The organism is Plantibacter sp. VKM Ac-2880 (assembly GCF_015351235.1).
Lineage (GTDB): Bacteria > Actinomycetota > Actinomycetes > Actinomycetales > Microbacteriaceae > Plantibacter.
Genome location: NZ_JADKSJ010000001.1, coordinates 776,147 through 790,767, shown reverse-complemented (window position 1 = coordinate 790,767; position 14,621 = coordinate 776,147). Strand labels below are relative to the sequence as shown.

Here is a 14,621-nt window from a genome sequence, read left to right as displayed (position 1 = left end):
CCTGATCACCCGCGCGCCGTTCGGCGTGCCCTTTTCCTGGAGTCTTTCCACTTGTCTGCGACCCCGACAGCACGGTATCTCGACGTGCTCGCTCTCCCCCATGTCCGGCTGACCTTCGGGTCGGCACTCGTCGGCAGATCCGCGTACACGCTGGTCCTGCTCCCCCTGCTCTACGCCGTGTCCGATGCGACCGGTTCGATCGCCCTCGCCGGTGGTGCGGTGGCCGTCTACGGCGCCACGGCGAGCTTCCTCGCCCCGGTCCGGGCCTGGTTCATCGACCGCTTCGGCGCACGTCGCGTCCTGACCGTCCTGATCCTTGTCTTCGGTGCCGCCATCGCGGCCCTGGCCATCGCCTCACTCACCGCAGCCCCCGGAGCGTCGTTGATCGCGCTCGCCGGGCTCGCGGGGGCCTTCGCTCCGCCGCTCGGGCCGACGATGCGCGTCGCGTGGGGTCGACTCACCCCGGACGGCGCCCTCCTCCGGAAAGCGCTCAGCCTGGATGCGGTCGTCGAGGAGCTCCTCTACCTCGCAGGACCCGCGGCAGCCGGGTTGGCCCTCGCCGTCATCGCCCCGGGGACGGCGCTCCTCGTGCCAGCCGCATTCGTCCTCATCGGTGGGCTCCTCTTCGTGAGCACGTCGACCGTCGGTGGTATGGCACCGCAGGATCGCTGCGTCCCCCGGAAGGACCGAGGGCGATCGCTCCTCCTCGATGCACGGTTCATCGCCGTGCTCCTGCCGGTGCTGGTCGCGGGCGCGGTCTCCGGCACGATCAGCGTCGCCGTGCCGGTCGTCCTCGCGGAGCACGGCGGTGCGGCGGCCGCCGGCATCGCCCTCGGCCTCTTCGCCGGCGGGAGCGCCCTCGGCGGATTGCTCTACGGCGCGCTCTCAGTGCCGGGGTCCGCCATCCGCCAGCTGGTCACGCTCGCGGGGGCCCTTCTCGTCGCGGCGTCGCTCATCGCCGCGGTGACCGGGTTCCTCGCCGTCAGCATCGTGCTGGCGGTCGCCGGTCTGTTCTTCTCGCCCATCATGATCGTGTCCTATGTCGCCGCGCACGCGGCCGGCGGGCGGTACCAGCAGAACGCCGCGACGACCTGGGTGAACACGGGTCACAACATCGGTGCGGCGACGGGGAGCGCGCTCGCCGGTGTCCTCATCCAAGCGGCTGGGGCACCCACCGCGGTCGTCGGCATCTGCGCGGCCGCGGTCGCCCTCGTCGTCGTCGCGGCAGCGCTCTCCCGGCTCGCCCCGCGTCGGGTGAGCGCCGCGGACGGATCAGCAGCCTCGTGATCTGGTGCCGGTCAGAGCTCGCCGTCGCGGGGCTCTGGCCGGCACGCGTTACGGTGGCCGGATGAGCACCGTCCGAGACGCCTATGCGGACCGCGCCGCCGAGTACGCGGACGTCCTCGGATCGATGGCCTCGGTGCACCCGTCGGACGTGCAACTCGTGACCTCCTGGGCCGATCGGATCACCGGTCCCGCGATCGACGCCGGCTGTGGGCCGGGTCACTGGACGGCGCACCTCGCCGCACGTGGACTCGACATCCGCGGGGTCGACCTGGTCCCCGACTTCGTCGAGTTTGCCCGCACCCACCACCCGGAGACCCGGTTCGACCTCGGCAGTGTCGACGCCCTCGACGCCGAGACCGACTCGATGGGTGGGGTGCTCGCGTGGTACTCGCTGATCCACCACGATCCCGAGACGATCGGAACGCCGCTCGCGGAGTTCGCGCGCGTCCTCCGGCCGGGCGGCGAGCTGCTCATCGGCTGCTTCGAGGGGCCGACGGTCGAGGCGTTCGACCACGCCGTCGTCACCGCCTATCGGTGGCCGCTCGCAGAGCTGGGCGAACGAATGCGGGACGCTGGCTTCGAGGTCGTGGAGACCCACACGCGGACGACGCTGGATCACCGCCCCCACGGCGCGATCCTCGCCAGGCGCCTCTGAACCGGGCGGATCACCCCGCCCGGCGCACCGCGGCAAAGGCTCAGTCGTGGTCGATCGAGGCGACCGCGTCGGCCACCTGCGATTTGCCTTCCGCCACGCGGTCGTCGTCGTCCGTGACGATGCCGATGGTCTCCACGATCCGCCCCTGCACGGCCTGGAGGACCGCGGCGGGCTGCGGCGCCTCCGGCTCATGGTCGTCGCTCCGGTCCTCGTCCTCCGGGAAGACCTGGAGGCGGTCGTCGTCGCCGTCCGCCACCGTGCGCCTGGCGTGATCGACGCAGAGTTTGGCGACCTCCTCCGCGTGCGCGTACATGACGGAGTGCGCCGCGCCCGGGATCTCCCAGAGCCGTGAGGAGGGGAGCAGTTCACCGACCCGCTCCACCCATTCGCGTGGAGCGACCGCGTCGTACTCGCCACGGATCACGAGCGTGTGCGCTTCGACCTTCGGCAGCGCCTCCTCGATGGGGTAGCTGAGCATCTCCGGGAGGACCCGCGAGAACCACTTGAAGCCGCAGAAGACGTAGGCGCTGATGGCGAGCACCTTGACGGTGAACGGCTCGTGCCAACTCGACTGCAGGAACCGCACCGCCTGGGTGAACACGCGCCGCTGGCCGGGCACGACCACCGGGCCGATGAGGATGAGCGTCGACAGCTCGGGACGACGCGAGACGAGGTCGCTGACGACCTGGCTGCCCATCGAGTGACCGACGATGATCGGATCCTTCAGGTCGAGCTCGTCGATGACCCGGCCGACGAGGTCGGCGTACTCGCGGATCGTGAGCGTCGACGTCGGGTGCGGGACGCCACCGAAACCGGGCAGGTCGAGGGCGTGCACGGGACCGAACTCGTTGAGGTGCGGGGCGAGCCGCTCGAAGTAGGTCGAGGAGACACCGATGCCGGGGATGAGGATGAAGGAGCGGTCGCCGCTGGAGCCCACGGAGTTGACGCGGACGTAGACGTCGCCGTCGTACACGCGATCGACCCGCACACTCCGCTTGCGACGCTTGCGCTCGATCCTCGACATGCCCCAAGCGTACAAGTGGTGGGCACCCGGATGACCGGAGCTGTCAACCGTGCGGGATCCGGCCAGGCGGGCGCGAAGATGGGAGTGACCGGAGCGGCCATCCCTCGCTCCTCGAGAGGTGCACCATCATGACCGTCCCCCGCGTCCTCATCTCCGGAGCCAGCATCGCCGGCCCCTCCCTCGCCTTCTGGCTGAACCGCTACGGCTGGGACACCACCGTCATCGAGCGGGCTCCCGCGTTCCGCGACGGCGGCCAGAACATCGACGTGCGCGGGGCGGCCCGCGAAGTCCTGCGACGTGCCCGCCTCGAGGACGCCGCGAAGGAGGCGACGACCGGTGAACGCGGCACCCGGTTCGTGGGCGACGCCGGCGAGACGATCGCCGAGTTCCCGGTGTCCGAGTCCTCGGAGACCGACGGCGCGACGGCCGAGGTCGAGATCCTCCGCGGCGACCTGGCGCGCATCTTCGTCGACGCGACCGAGGGCGCGACCACCTACCGGTACGGCGACCACATCACCGGGCTCGACGACGACGGCGAGCGGGTGCGCGTGTCGTTCGCGCACGGCGACGAGGAGGACTTCGACCTCGTCGTCGCTGCGGACGGCGTCCGCTCCTCGACGCGCGAGGTGGCGTTCCCTGGCGAAGCGGTCATCAGGTCCCTCGGGCTCGAGATGACGTACCTCACCATCCCCCGCGACGACGCGGACGTCCCCTGGTGGCAGTGGTACTCGGGCATCGGCGGCCGGAGTGTCACCCTGCGTCCGGACCGGCACGGCACCACCCGGGCCGTCCTGACGGAGGTGACCTCCGATCGCGGCGACGGCGTCATGCCGGCACGCCGCGACCTCGAGGCGCAGCGACGGCACCTGCGCAATCGGTTCGCCGGGCTCCCGTGGCAGGCGAACCGGGTCCTCGACGCCCTGGACCACGCCGACGACGTCTACTACGAGTCCATCGGTCAGGTCCGGACGCCGCGCTGGGCGTCCGGCCGGGTCGCCCTGCTCGGTGACGCCGCCTGGTGCGCGTCGCCGGTGAGCGGCATGGGGACGAGCCTGTCGATCGTGGGCGCCTACGTCCTCGCCGGCGAGCTGGCCGCGCACGTGCACCACCGGGACGCGTTCCGCGGGTACGAGCGGATCATGCGTCCGTACGTCGAACAGGCGCAGACGCTCCCGCCGGGCACGCCGCAGCTCGCCAACCCGACCTCGAAGGCCGGTGTCACCGCCTTCCGCACGGCGCTGCGAGTGGCCGGCTCGAAGCCGGCGAAGTTCGTCGGCGCACAGCTCTTCTCGCCGCCGGCCGACACGATCGGTCTGCCGGAGTACGAGCACCTCGAACCCCTCCGGGACCGCGCGTGACCGACGCACCCGGCGTCCGCCTCGCCACCATCTCCCCCACGGCGACGGCGCTCGCAGGTCCCGTCGTGGCGGCCCAGGAGTGGCGACACCTCGCCTTCGTGCACTGGCGGGTCCCGGCGAGCGCCGTCGCTCCGCTCCTTCCGCCTGGTGTCGTCCCTGACGTCTTCGACGGCTCCACCTGGGTCGGGCTGATCGCGTTCGAGCTGGGCGACGCCCGTATCGGACCACTGCCGCCGTCGCCGATCGGCGGGTCGTTCACGGAGGTGAACGTGCGGCTGTACGGGGTCGACGCCGAGGGGCGCCGCGGGGTCGTGTTCCGCTCGCTCGAGGCGTCGAGCCTGCCGGCGGTCCTCGCGGCCCGCGCGATGTTCGGTCTGCCCTACGAGTGGGCGCGGACCGCGCAGCGGCCGACGACGAACGGCTGGGAGTACGCGTCCCGCCGGATCACCGCGTCACCGACGAAGCGCGGTCCCGGGTTCCGGCTCGGGGTCGACGTGGACGGCACCACGACCGTCGACGACGAGCTGTCGCAGTTCCTCACCGCGCGCTGGGGTCTGTTCCAGAGCCGCTTCGGACGGACGCAGTGGTTGCCGAACGAGCATGAGCCGTGGGTGCTCCACCCGGCGCGGGTGACCGCCGTGCGCGACGAGCTGACGGCGGCGGCGGGCCTCCCCGGGATCGTGACACGGGAGCCCGACTCCGTCCTGTTCAGCCCGGGCGTCAACGCCCGCTTCGGGATCGGGTCGTTCCTGCGCCCGTGAACCCGGTCAGTCGGTGGTGGTGACCGCGGCGACGACCACCGGGTCCTCGCACCCGCGCGCGAACCCGCGGATCCGACGGTCGATGTCGCGCTGGAGGACGAACGCACCGATGCGTTCGGCGATGGGAGCCAACCAGCGTGGCTGGCAGGTGAAGTTGTACCGCCACACGGCGAGCGTGCTCCCCTCGTCGCCCTCGACCGCGCTGAACCGCCAACCGCCGGCGAGCCGCTCGAAGAACCACGAGCCCTTCGTCATCTTCATGCCGACGTTGGTGGGCGGGTGGTACGACACGTACTCGCTGACCATGCGGAACCCGAAGCGCTGCACGGTGAAGGTGCGCACGCCCTTCGCCGCGGCCGTCGCGCCGTCGAGGAAGTACTGGCGCCGGATGAACGGGTCCCAGCGCAGCCTGGTCGCGCCGGTGGTCTGGGAGATCGCGAAGGCGACGTCCGGGGTGACGGGCACGGTGCAGCGGGATTCGACGACGGGCATGCCCCATCCTGACACGGGTGCTTGACATCCATCGCTTGTTTGTGTTCAATCAGTCACATGAGCCGATCGACCGCAGAAGACCAGCGCGTGCGCACCATCGCGAGCGCTGTCGAGGTCTTCGCGATCGCGGGCTACCGGGCCACCCCCGTCACGGACGTGGCCAAGGCGGCCAAGATCTCCCCCGCCTACGTCTTCCGCCTCTTCGACGGCAAGCTCGGCCTCTTCGTCGCCGCCGTCGAGCACTGCTACGAGCAGGTGGCGGCCGCCATGTCGGGCGCCGTGGCCGACCACCCCGAGTGGAGCCCGACGGACAGGCTCGACGCGATGACCCAGGCGTACATCGAACTCATCGGCGATCGCAGCCTCATCGCCCTCCAGGTGCACGCTCAGAGCGCGTGCGACGTCCCAGAGATCCAGGAGGCCGTCCGCGCCGGCCTCGCACTCGTCGTCCGCGTGATGTCCCGCGACTCGGGGGCGGACGCGGTCTCCGTGCAGCGCAGTCTCGCCTACGGCCAGCTCTGCCACCTCGTGGTCCAGGCGGGGCTCGGCGACGTCGACGCCGACTGGGCTCGCGTCGTGGACCACGGCATCCGACACGACTGACCCACGACGACCGCCGGTCGTCATCGTTCCATACCCATCGAAGTGACTGTCCAGTCACACACAAAAGAAAGCAGCCCATCATGAACACCACACCGACCCCCGCATCCGAGCTCGCCACCACCCAGGTCGTCCTCCCCGGCCTCGTCGAACCGTCCGGACTCGTCGTCACGACGGGCACCGCGCCGTCGCCCGGCCGCGGACAGATCCTCGTCGAGATGGAGGCGACCGGCATCTCCTTCGCGGAGCAGTCCATGCGGAAGGGCCGCTACCTCGGCCAGCCGGCCTTCCCCTTCGTCCCCGGATACGACCTCGTCGGACGCGTGCTCGCCGTCGGCGACGGTGGCGACCGGAACCTGCTCGGCAAGCGCGTCGCCACCCTGACCAAGACGGGCGCCTGGGCGACCCACGCCCTCGTCGCCGCCCGCGACAGCATCCTCGTGCCCGACGGCGTCAGCTCGGAGGACGCCGAGACGGTCGTCGTGAACGGCGTCACCGCCTGGCAGATGCTCCACCGCACCGCGCGGGTGCGGCCGGGCCAGACGATCCTCCTCTTCGGCGCGAACGGCGGCGTCGGCGGCATCCTCATCCAGCTGGCTCGACTCCACGGCGTGCGGATCATCGGCGCCGCCTCACCACGACACCACGAGGCCCTGCGCGCCGCGGGCGTCATCCCCGTCGACTACGCGGACCCGGCACTCGCCGACCGCGTGCGCGAACTGGCTCCTGACGGCGTCGACGCCGTGTTCGACAACGTCGGCGGGGCGACCACCCGGATGGCGTTCCGGCTCCTCGCCCGTGGTGGTTCACTCGTGACCTACTCGATCATCTCCGTGATGGGCGGTTCCGGTGCCCTGATGACGCCGTTCCTCAAGGCCATCGGGCAGGCGGTGCTGTGGTCCGCCCTTCCGAACGGCCGCAGTGCGACGTTCTACGACCTATGGGCGGGCCACCGACTCCGCCCGGCCCGCTTCCGCCGCCACCTCGAGGCGGACCTCGGCGAGCTCTTCCGGCTCCTCGAGCGCGGCGACCTCACAGCGAACATCGCGGCCCGGTTCCCGCTCAGCGACATCGTCCCCGCAATGGAGCTCGCCGAGTCCCGGACGCTCAACGGCAAGGTCGTGCTGCACCCTTGAGGATCGCCGGCAGCACGCGGTCGACGAGCTTGAGGAGCACGGCGAACACGATCGCGACGACGAGCACCAGCAGTGCGTTCCGCACGGCCCCCGGGAGACCGAGCTGGGTCACGTCGAGGAAGGGGTACGGGTACCAGCCGGTGATCCCGCCGCGGACGAAGGTGAAGACCACCCAGGTGAGCGGCCAGATGAACGCCCAGGCGACCGTGCCCCAGGTGAACCGCGGGCGTGGGCCGAACACGAGCCACGCACCGAGCGTCAGCCAGGGCGAGAGGTAGTGGAACCCGATCGTGATGACGAGCGCCCAGCCGGTGAGGTCCACCTGCGGCGCGAGCACCACGGCGTAGACGATGCCGGTGATGACGATGCTGAGCAGGGCGTCGAGTCGCGCGACCCGCCACAGTCGTCCGTCGCGGAGGGGATCGATGGCGAGGAGGACGGAGACCGTGAGCACGATGAGGTTGCTCAGGATCGTGAAGGCACTGAAGATCCGGGCGAAGCGGGTTGCCAGGCCGACGGACATGTCCACGCCGCCCGAGCGTGCGTCGGCTCCGCCGGTGATGACGAGGACGATCTGGATGACGAGTGAGATCGCGATGATGACGGCGATCAGCAGGTACACCACGCGACTCGTGGCGATGGCCGCGGCGGACGGCGCGCGCTCGGCAGACTGGACAGGGGAACGCACCCGACAACCCTAACCAGCGCCTGGCACCCGTTCCTCCGTAGCGACTGGGCTTGCGCTCAGGCGAGCAACGGCAACCTGCCGACGATGCGGTCCACCCGGTTGCGGGGGCCGACGAGCGCGACCGCCAGCGGGGCGAGGGCCGCGGACGGCGTCTCGGCGACCGCCTGCCGGTACTCGTCGTAGACCCGGGTCAGCTGAGCCACCTCCGGCATGTCGACGACGAGCACCCCGTCGGAGCCGGCCGCTTTGCCCCGGATCGCCGTCAGCTGCTCGACCGATGCAGCGAGCACACTGCATCCCGCCCAGGGCAGGCCGGCATGGCTGGATCCGTCGGCATCGACGGCATCCGGGCCGAGGAGGCCGCGCACCCGGGCACCGATCGCGGCGGAGACGCAGGCAGCAGCGTTCACCGCCCGACCGGCGGGCAGATCCTCCTGGACGACGACGACCCACTTCAGGCGCGCGGACCGGGTGGGTGCGGCCGTGTCGATCTCCTCCGGCGCGAAGCCGACGAGCTGCTCTTCTGTCATGTCTCTCCCTGATGTCGTGCGTGGAACGGCCATCAGGCTATGTCGATCGGCACCGGCTCCGAACTCTGCCCGTACGTCATACGGGGATGCTGCGAGAATCGACCACATGGACGAACTTGATACGGCGATCCTGCGCGAACTGCAACGCGATGCGCGGCGCACCAATCGCGACATCGCGGCGGCAGTCGGCGTCTCCCCCACCACGGCACTCGACCGGACCCGCGGCCTCTTCCGCCGAGGCGTCATCCGCGGTGCACGACTCGACGTCGACCTGCCGTCCATCGGTCGCTCGGTCGAAGCGCTCATCGCGATCCGGATCCGCCCGCCGTCGCGGGTCAACATCGACGCGTTCCGGAGCTGGGCGATCACCCTCCCTGAGACGATCGGGGTCTTCGTCGTGTCCGGGAACGAGGACTTCCTGCTCCAGGTCGCCGTGGCCGACAACGACGCGCTCTACGCGTTCGTGATCGACAAGCTCACGGAGCGCGAGGAGGTGGCCGACGTCCGGACGAGTGTCGTGTACGAACACGTCCGGCCCCAGGTGGTGTCGCCGGCCCAGCCGTCCGACTGAGGAAGCGCTCCGTAAACCGCTAGCGCGCGTGCTCGTCGAGGAAAGCCCGGACGTCGGTGATCTCGGCCTGATCGATGCCGTGCGCGAGCCCGGGATAGGTCCGTTCGGTGAGCGTGGTGTGCAGCGGCAACCAGGCTGCGGTGCGCGCGACGGCCGGCGCGGCGATGACGCGGTCCTCGAGACCACGTCCCCAGAACACCGCGGGCTTCGCGGCGGCGAGCACCTCGTCGCCGGGCTGCGGGGCGCTCAGCACGAACCCGGCGAGGATCACCGGAGCCACGACCCGCTCAGGGCGTGTACGCAGCAGCTGCGAGGCCATGAAGCCGCCCTGCGAGAAGCCGATCGGCACGATGCGCGCCTCAGCGGGGACGTGCTCGTCGATCCAGGCCCAGACCTCGTCCGTGGCGCGGGCGATCGGCTCAGGGTCGGGGTTGCCCGGCGTCGTGATCTCGAACCACGCGGCACCGCCGTGGCCCATTTCGAGCGGCGCACGCAGCGACGCCCACGGCATCCCGAGCGCGAGCGGCTCGACGAGCCCCGTCAGGTCGTGTTCGTGGGAGCCGTAGCCGTGGAGGAGCACGGCGACGGTCGGCGCGGAGGCGGCGGTGTCCGACCAGTCGGCGGATCGGACGTCGCGCAGGGTGGTGGTCATCGGGACAGCAGCTCCTCGGTCGAGAGGTCGGGCAGGGCGACGGTGACGCGCGTGCCCCACGGGTCGGACACGCTCACGGACCGGCCGTCCGCGTCGAACGGGATCGCGTGCGAACGCAGTCGTGCGGTCAGCGTATCGAGGTTCGCGAGGTCGGGGACGGTGATGGCGACGTCCCCGAGGCCGAGCGCGGCCGCCCGCGGGCCGGCGCCCTGGCTGTTCCACACGTTCATCGCGACGTGGTGGTGGTAGCCGCCGGCGGAGGCGAAGACCGCTCCGGGATATTCGGTCTGCGTCGTCTCGAAGCCGAGGGCGTCGACGTAGAACGCGCGGGCCGTCGCGAGGTCGCCGACCTGCAGGTGCACGTGCCCGACGGCGCCGGCGCGGGAGGGGCCGGCGCCGAGGGCGTCCTCGGTGAGGTGCCGCTGCAGGTAGGCGTTGGGATCGAGGTACGTCGTCGTCATGGCGATCTGGTCGCCGGACCGCACCCAGGTGCTGCGCGGGCGGTCCGTGTACAGCTCGACGCCGTTGCCCTCGGGGTCGGTGAAGTAGAACGCCTCGCTCACGAAGTGGTCGCTCGACCCGACGAACTGGCCGCGGGGGTCCTGCGCGGCGCGGTACACGGTCGCCGAGAGACTCGCCTCGTCCTCGAAGAGGAACGCGGTGTGGAAGAGACCGGCCTGGCGGCGGTCCACGGCCGGCAGGTCCGGTGTGTGCACGAGACGCACGAGCGGGGTGTCGCCGCGCCCGAGGACCCGGTGCACCTCGCGGGCACGGCTCCGCTCCTCCAGCGGCTCCATCGCGAACGCGTTGGCGTAGTACCCGGACATGAGGTCCAGATCGCCGACGCGCAGCGTGACCGCGCCCATGGTCGTCTCCGGGGCGAGCAGTCGCTCGTCGAGCACAGTGGACATGCGGTCTCCGTTCGGTGGTGCGGCGATGCGCACGGGGTCGATATTACTTGTAGCTATAACCATTTCGGGGGCACGGTATTCCGGATCACCGGACACGCCTGTCAAGCCCTTGCCTCGCGCGCGCGAGGGGTGTGGGCTGGAGGACCACAACGAGAAGAGTGCTGACATGACCGATGCCAGAAGCGCGGCCGACCGCAGACGGAGTCGCCGCGGACTTCCCCCGATGAAGACCCTCCTCACCGATCTCCGCGAGGACGTCGTCCGCCTCGTCACGGGCGAGATCGCCCTCTTCAAGGCCGAGATGACGAAGAAGGCGAAGGACCTCGGGATCGGGGCCGGCCTGCTCGTCGCAGCCCTCGTGCTCGTCCTCTTCGGATTCGGGACCCTGATCGCCGCGGCCGTCCTCGGCCTCGCGACGGTCCTCCCGGCGTGGCTGGCCGCACTGATCGTCGGCGTCGTCCTGATCCTCGTCGCCGTCATCCTCGCCCTCGTGGGCGTCAAGAAGCTCAAGGCCGGTGCCAAGCCCGTCCCGGAGCGCAGCGTCGAAGCCCTCACCGGCGACCACGTCGCCGACCAGCCGCACCACGACTCGAAGCACGACCGCAAGGAGGCCGCAGCATGAGCGACCAGGACCTCACCCGCCCCACCCCGCCCGAGGGCGCCGGTCTGAACAGCCTCCAGCTCGAGGTCGAGGAGACACGGGAGCACCTCGCGCAGACGCTCGACCTCCTGTTCCGCAAGTTCGACGTCCGCACCGCGGTCGCCTACCACCTCCGGACCACGGCGATCGTCGTCGCCTCGGTGGCCGTCGTCGGTGCCGGCGTGCTGCTCTGGCGCGCGAACCGGGGGCACCGTGTCTGAGAGCACCAAGCAGGGCCGTGAGCGCAGCGACGCGAGCCAGCCGGACGACCCGGAGAACCGGAACGCGGACGACGGCGAGGAGACGATGCGGCCGCAGCGCATCCCTGTCCCGAAGGGCTACGTGCTGAAGCGCACGCTGCACTCCTTCCTCTCCAACCAGTGCACCGACCTGGCCGCAGGACTCACCTACTTCGCGATCCTGTCGCTCTTCCCGGCGGTCCTCGCGCTCGTCTCGATCCTCGGCCTGTTCGGGCAGAGCCGCAGCGGCACCGACGCCCTCCTCGAGATCGTCGGCAACCTCGCACCCGGCGACAGCCTCGGATTCCTGACGGACGCGGTGAACCAGTTCGTCGAGTCGCCCGCCATCGGCTTCGCCCTGATCGCCGGTATCGCCGGTGCCATCTGGTCGGCCTCCGGCTACGTCGGCGGGTTCGGACGCGCGCTCAACCGGATGTACGGCGTGGAGGAGGGCCGCACGATCTGGACCCTGCGGCCCACGCAGCTCATCGTGACCCTCGTGGTCCTGCTCGTCGTGTCGCTGATCGCGATCGCCCTCATCGTCTCCGGCCCGGTCGCCCAGGCCATCGGGCAGGCGGTCGGTCTCGGCGAGACCGGCCTCACCGTCTGGTCGATCGCGAAGTGGCCCGTCATGGCCGTGGCGCTCGTCTTCGTCCTCGCCGTGCTGTATTCGGCCACGCCGAACGTGAAGCCCGCCAAGTTCCGTTGGATCAGCATCGGCGCGCTCGTCGCCCTCGTGATCCTGCTCGTCGCCTCGCTCGGCTTCGGGTTCTACATCGCGAACTTCGGCAACTACGACGCCACCTACGGTTCGCTCGCCGGCATCGTGATCTTCCTGTTGTGGATCTGGATCGCGAACCTGGCGCTGCTGTTCGGCGCCCAGCTCGACATCGAGATCCAGCGTGGTCGCCAGCTGGCGGCGGGGGTCGCGGCGGAGACGGAGTTGCAGCTCCCCCTGCGGTCGGACGCCGCCATCAAGGCCGTCGCCGAGCGCGACGCCAAGGACGTCCTCGAGGGACGTCGGGTCCGCCGCGCCGCAGACCGCGCCGACTGACGACGAGCTGCACGACACGCACAACACACACGACGAAGCGCACGGCCCCGAGGGACCGTGCGCTTCGTCGTATCGCCGACGGTTACGGCGTCGGCATGCCGCCGTTGACGTTGAGCGTCTCGCCGAGCACGTAGCTCGACTCCGGGGAGGCGAGGAAGACGTACGCCGGGGCGAGCTCGGCCGGCTGGCCCATGCGACCGAGCGGGGTGTCCTCGCCGAACTCCGCGATCTTCTCCTGCGGCTGACCGTCGGAGACCTGCAGCGGGGTCCAGATGGGCCCCGGAGCGACCGCGTTGACGCGGATGCCCTTCGGCGCGAGCTGCTGGGCGAGCGCCTTCGTGAAGGCGTTGATGGTCGCCTTCGTAGACGCGTAGTCCACGAGGATGTCCGAGGGCGAGTACGCCTGGATCGATGTGGTGTTGATGATCGACGAACCGGCCGGCAGGTGCGGCAGGGCGGCCTTCGTGATCCAGAACATCGCGTAGACGTTGGTCTTGAAGGTGTCGTCGAACTGCTCGTCGGTGAGGGTGGTGAGGTCCTCGTTGAACTTCTGCTTGCCGCCGTTGTTCACGAGGATGTCGAGGCCGCCGAGGCCCTCGACCGTCTTGGCGACGAGGTCGCGGCAGTAGGCGGGGTCGCGCAGGTCGCCAGGAAGGGTGAGGACTGTCGCGCCGGCGTCCTGGAGGATACCGGCGATGCGCTGCGCGTCCTCCTCCTCCTCGGGGAGGTAGGAGAGCGCCACGGAGGCACCCTCGCGGGCGAAGGCGATCGCGGTGGCGGCACCGATGCCGGAGTCGCCGCCGGTGATGAGCGCCTTGCGGCCGGTGAGCCGCCCGGTGCCCCGGTAGCTCTCCTCACCGAGGTCGGCCTTGGGGTCGAGCTCCGCGTCGAGCCCCGGCTCGGGCTGGTGCTGCTGCTCGGCGGAGATGTGGGCATAGAGCTTCGCCGGGTCGGTGAAGGTGTACTGGTCGTCGGCCATGGTGATGGTCCTCTCGTTCAGTGTGCGGTCGGTGGGTGGTCGGGGTGGGTCAGGTCGGGGTGCCGGCGGGGGCGGCTGCCGAGGTCGACCGACGTCCGTAGGTGTTGACGGGTCGGCCGGTCGCCAGTCCGTCGAATCGGAAGATGGCACCGCTCAGCGGGGCGCGCTCGAGCTCGTCCTCGGAGAGGCCGTCGCGGGACGTGCCGACGAAGAGCGTCGAGAGGTCAGGCCCGCCGAAGGCGACGGAGGTGACGCCGGGCACCGGGACCGCGAGGCGGTCCTCGACGGCGCCGTCCGGGCCCCAACGGAGAACCGTTCCGGCTCCGGAGACGCCGTTCCAGAACCGGCCCTCGGTGTCCAGGGCGAGCCCGTCGGAGTCGTAGTCGACGAGGAAGGGCTCGAGCGGTCCCAGGCGACCGTCCTCGCCGTAGGCGGCACGGTAGACCGTCTTGACGGCGGTGTCGGTGAGGTAGACCGTGCGCCCGTCGTCGGACCATTCGAAGCCGTTGGCGACCCCGAAACCGCCGAGGAGCGTGCGGAGCCCGGTGTCGTCGAGGAGGTACAGCGCCGCGTCGGGCTCGCCGGTGGTCGCGTTCATCGACCCGACGAGGAACCGTCCGAACGGATCGACCTTCGCCTCGTTGCTCCGCATGCCGGCGTGGGCGTGGTCGAGCCAGGCGAGGGTCTCGTCGATGCGTCCGTCCTCATCGAGGGTGGCGATGCGGTCACCGAGCGCGGCGATGTACCCGCTCCCGACACGTGGCTGCACGGCGCTCAGGGGTGGAGGGAGCTCCGTGACGCGGTCGTCGCTCCCGTCGACGGCCCCGTCGATCGGGCCGCGGTGGAGCGTGCCGGCAGCGATGTCGACCCACACGAGCTCGTCTGTGCGGTCGTCCCACCAGATGCTCTCGACGAGGATGGCGGGTGTGTCTCGGAAGACCTGCGGTTGAACATCCATCGCTGCAACGGTACGGATTCCTCGGGCTCCGACCCCGGGGCTTGCAATCCCGAGGCCGAGGGGTTACTCCCGTGCGCGACCGTGCC

The 14,621-nt window shown here is 70.6% G+C and carries 18 protein-coding genes; 10 read left to right on the top strand and 8 right to left on the bottom strand.

Annotated features, from left to right (window positions below; translation table 11 throughout):
* The first annotated feature begins 51 nt into the window (after positions 1 to 51).
* Together ITJ57_RS03910 and ITJ57_RS03905 are read left to right on the top strand one after the other, a co-directional pair.
* Positions 52 to 1,287 carry an MFS transporter gene (locus tag ITJ57_RS03910; RefSeq protein WP_194668937.1) on the top strand — a complete coding sequence of 412 codons (1,236 nt, stop codon included), beginning with the start codon at positions 52 to 54 and terminating at the stop codon, positions 1,285 to 1,287.
* A gap of 61 nt (positions 1,288 to 1,348) precedes the next feature.
* On the top strand, positions 1,349 to 1,942 hold the full coding sequence (locus ITJ57_RS03905) for a class I SAM-dependent methyltransferase (protein WP_194668936.1): 594 nt from the start codon (positions 1,349 to 1,351) through the stop codon (positions 1,940 to 1,942).
* A 40-nt stretch (positions 1,943 to 1,982) separates the two neighbouring features.
* Here the strand turns inward: ITJ57_RS03905 and ITJ57_RS03900 are convergent, their stop codons facing one another.
* Positions 1,983 to 2,966: an alpha/beta fold hydrolase gene (locus ITJ57_RS03900; RefSeq protein ID WP_194668935.1), complete on the bottom strand. Its 984-nt coding sequence runs from the start codon at positions 2,964 to 2,966 to the stop codon at positions 1,983 to 1,985.
* Between the two features lie 128 nt (positions 2,967 to 3,094).
* Between ITJ57_RS03900 and ITJ57_RS03895 the strand changes: the two genes are divergently transcribed.
* Entirely contained in the window at positions 3,095 to 4,324 is a 1,230-nt protein-coding gene (locus ITJ57_RS03895) for an FAD-dependent monooxygenase (RefSeq protein WP_194668934.1), read from the top strand.
* Entirely contained in the window at positions 4,321 to 5,085 is a 765-nt protein-coding gene (locus ITJ57_RS03890; RefSeq protein WP_370582177.1) for a YqjF family protein, read from the top strand. Before ITJ57_RS03895 ends, ITJ57_RS03890 begins: the two co-directional genes overlap by 4 nt.
* Positions 5,086 to 5,091: 6 nt before the next feature.
* On the opposite strand, the gene ITJ57_RS03885 is transcribed toward ITJ57_RS03890, so the two are convergent.
* Positions 5,092 to 5,577 (bottom strand): SRPBCC family protein, encoded by a 486-nt coding sequence (locus ITJ57_RS03885; protein ID WP_194668933.1) that lies wholly within the window; start codon positions 5,575 to 5,577, stop codon positions 5,092 to 5,094.
* Positions 5,578 to 5,634: 57 nt separating this feature from the next.
* On the opposite strand from ITJ57_RS03885, the gene ITJ57_RS03880 reads away from it, so the two are divergent.
* Together ITJ57_RS03880 and ITJ57_RS03875 are read left to right on the top strand one after the other, a co-directional pair.
* Positions 5,635 to 6,180, top strand: coding sequence for a TetR/AcrR family transcriptional regulator (locus tag ITJ57_RS03880; RefSeq protein ID WP_194668932.1), 546 nt, complete (start codon positions 5,635 to 5,637; stop codon positions 6,178 to 6,180).
* 80 nt (positions 6,181 to 6,260) lie between these two features.
* Complete coding sequence (locus ITJ57_RS03875; protein ID WP_194668931.1) at positions 6,261 to 7,313, top strand: medium chain dehydrogenase/reductase family protein; 1,053 nt, start codon at positions 6,261 to 6,263, stop codon at positions 7,311 to 7,313.
* On the opposite strand, the gene ITJ57_RS03870 is transcribed toward ITJ57_RS03875, so the two are convergent.
* Positions 7,285 to 8,001, bottom strand: a complete 717-nt coding sequence (locus tag ITJ57_RS03870; RefSeq protein WP_194668930.1) for a Pr6Pr family membrane protein — start codon at positions 7,999 to 8,001, stop codon at positions 7,285 to 7,287. The genes ITJ57_RS03875 and ITJ57_RS03870 overlap by 29 nt on opposite strands.
* Before the next feature lie 56 nt (positions 8,002 to 8,057).
* Positions 8,058 to 8,531: a DUF2000 domain-containing protein gene (locus tag ITJ57_RS03865; protein WP_194668929.1), complete on the bottom strand. Its 474-nt coding sequence runs from the start codon at positions 8,529 to 8,531 to the stop codon at positions 8,058 to 8,060.
* Positions 8,532 to 8,637: 106 nt separating this feature from the next.
* Between ITJ57_RS03865 and ITJ57_RS03860 the strand changes: the two genes are divergently transcribed.
* The gene (locus tag ITJ57_RS03860; protein ID WP_194668928.1) at positions 8,638 to 9,102 is read left to right on the top strand and encodes an Lrp/AsnC family transcriptional regulator; all 465 of its coding nucleotides are present in this window, start codon (positions 8,638 to 8,640) and stop codon (positions 9,100 to 9,102) included.
* A 19-nt stretch (positions 9,103 to 9,121) separates the two neighbouring features.
* Here the strand turns inward: ITJ57_RS03860 and ITJ57_RS03855 are convergent, their stop codons facing one another.
* Entirely contained in the window at positions 9,122 to 9,754 is a 633-nt protein-coding gene (locus tag ITJ57_RS03855) for an alpha/beta hydrolase (RefSeq protein ID WP_194668927.1), read from the bottom strand.
* Positions 9,751 to 10,665 carry a VOC family protein gene (locus ITJ57_RS03850; RefSeq protein WP_194668926.1) on the bottom strand — a complete coding sequence of 305 codons (915 nt, stop codon included), beginning with the start codon at positions 10,663 to 10,665 and terminating at the stop codon, positions 9,751 to 9,753. The genes ITJ57_RS03855 and ITJ57_RS03850 overlap by 4 nt, the downstream gene beginning before the upstream one ends.
* Before the next feature lie 166 nt (positions 10,666 to 10,831).
* Here ITJ57_RS03850 and ITJ57_RS03845 point away from each other — a divergent pair, with 166 nt between their 5' ends.
* Genes ITJ57_RS03845 through ITJ57_RS03835 form a run of 3 tightly spaced genes read left to right on the top strand, consistent with a single transcriptional unit; the run spans position 10,832 to position 12,598 of the window.
* Entirely contained in the window at positions 10,832 to 11,287 is a 456-nt protein-coding gene (locus tag ITJ57_RS03845) for a phage holin family protein (RefSeq protein WP_082455948.1), read from the top strand.
* Positions 11,284 to 11,526: a DUF3618 domain-containing protein gene (locus ITJ57_RS03840; RefSeq protein ID WP_056009218.1), complete on the top strand. Its 243-nt coding sequence runs from the start codon at positions 11,284 to 11,286 to the stop codon at positions 11,524 to 11,526. Before ITJ57_RS03845 ends, ITJ57_RS03840 begins: the two co-directional genes overlap by 4 nt.
* Positions 11,519 to 12,598, top strand: a complete 1,080-nt coding sequence (locus ITJ57_RS03835) for a YihY/virulence factor BrkB family protein (protein WP_370582176.1) — start codon at positions 11,519 to 11,521, stop codon at positions 12,596 to 12,598. Before ITJ57_RS03840 ends, ITJ57_RS03835 begins: the two co-directional genes overlap by 8 nt.
* Before the next feature lie 82 nt (positions 12,599 to 12,680).
* On the opposite strand, the gene ITJ57_RS03830 is transcribed toward ITJ57_RS03835, so the two are convergent.
* Together ITJ57_RS03830 and ITJ57_RS03825 are read right to left on the bottom strand one after the other, a co-directional pair.
* Positions 12,681 to 13,577 carry an SDR family oxidoreductase gene (locus tag ITJ57_RS03830; protein ID WP_194668925.1) on the bottom strand — a complete coding sequence of 299 codons (897 nt, stop codon included), beginning with the start codon at positions 13,575 to 13,577 and terminating at the stop codon, positions 12,681 to 12,683.
* 49 nt (positions 13,578 to 13,626) lie between these two features.
* Positions 13,627 to 14,535, bottom strand: a complete 909-nt coding sequence (locus ITJ57_RS03825; RefSeq protein WP_194668924.1) for an SMP-30/gluconolactonase/LRE family protein — start codon at positions 14,533 to 14,535, stop codon at positions 13,627 to 13,629.
* Positions 14,536 to 14,621 lie beyond the last annotated feature (86 nt).

Coding starts and splice junctions, on each gene's coding strand:
- ITJ57_RS03905 (WP_194668936.1), top strand. CDS start 1,349: ATGAGCACCGTCCGAGACGCCTATGCGGACCGCGCCGCCGAGTACGCG.
- ITJ57_RS03900 (WP_194668935.1), bottom strand. CDS start 2,966: ATGTCGAGGATCGAGCGCAAGCGTCGCAAGCGGAGTGTGCGGGTCGAT.
- ITJ57_RS03895 (WP_194668934.1), top strand. CDS start 3,095: ATGACCGTCCCCCGCGTCCTCATCTCCGGAGCCAGCATCGCCGGCCCC.
- ITJ57_RS03885 (WP_194668933.1), bottom strand. CDS start 5,577: ATGCCCGTCGTCGAATCCCGCTGCACCGTGCCCGTCACCCCGGACGTC.
- ITJ57_RS03880 (WP_194668932.1), top strand. CDS start 5,635: ATGAGCCGATCGACCGCAGAAGACCAGCGCGTGCGCACCATCGCGAGC.
- ITJ57_RS03875 (WP_194668931.1), top strand. CDS start 6,261: ATGAACACCACACCGACCCCCGCATCCGAGCTCGCCACCACCCAGGTC.
- ITJ57_RS03865 (WP_194668929.1), bottom strand. CDS start 8,531: ATGACAGAAGAGCAGCTCGTCGGCTTCGCGCCGGAGGAGATCGACACG.
- ITJ57_RS03860 (WP_194668928.1), top strand. CDS start 8,638: ATGGACGAACTTGATACGGCGATCCTGCGCGAACTGCAACGCGATGCG.
- ITJ57_RS03855 (WP_194668927.1), bottom strand. CDS start 9,754: ATGACCACCACCCTGCGCGACGTCCGATCCGCCGACTGGTCGGACACC.
- ITJ57_RS03850 (WP_194668926.1), bottom strand. CDS start 10,665: ATGTCCACTGTGCTCGACGAGCGACTGCTCGCCCCGGAGACGACCATG.
- ITJ57_RS03845 (WP_082455948.1), top strand. CDS start 10,832: ATGACCGATGCCAGAAGCGCGGCCGACCGCAGACGGAGTCGCCGCGGA.
- ITJ57_RS03840 (WP_056009218.1), top strand. CDS start 11,284: ATGAGCGACCAGGACCTCACCCGCCCCACCCCGCCCGAGGGCGCCGGT.
- ITJ57_RS03830 (WP_194668925.1), bottom strand. CDS start 13,577: ATGGCCGACGACCAGTACACCTTCACCGACCCGGCGAAGCTCTATGCC.
- ITJ57_RS03825 (WP_194668924.1), bottom strand. CDS start 14,535: ATGGATGTTCAACCGCAGGTCTTCCGAGACACACCCGCCATCCTCGTC.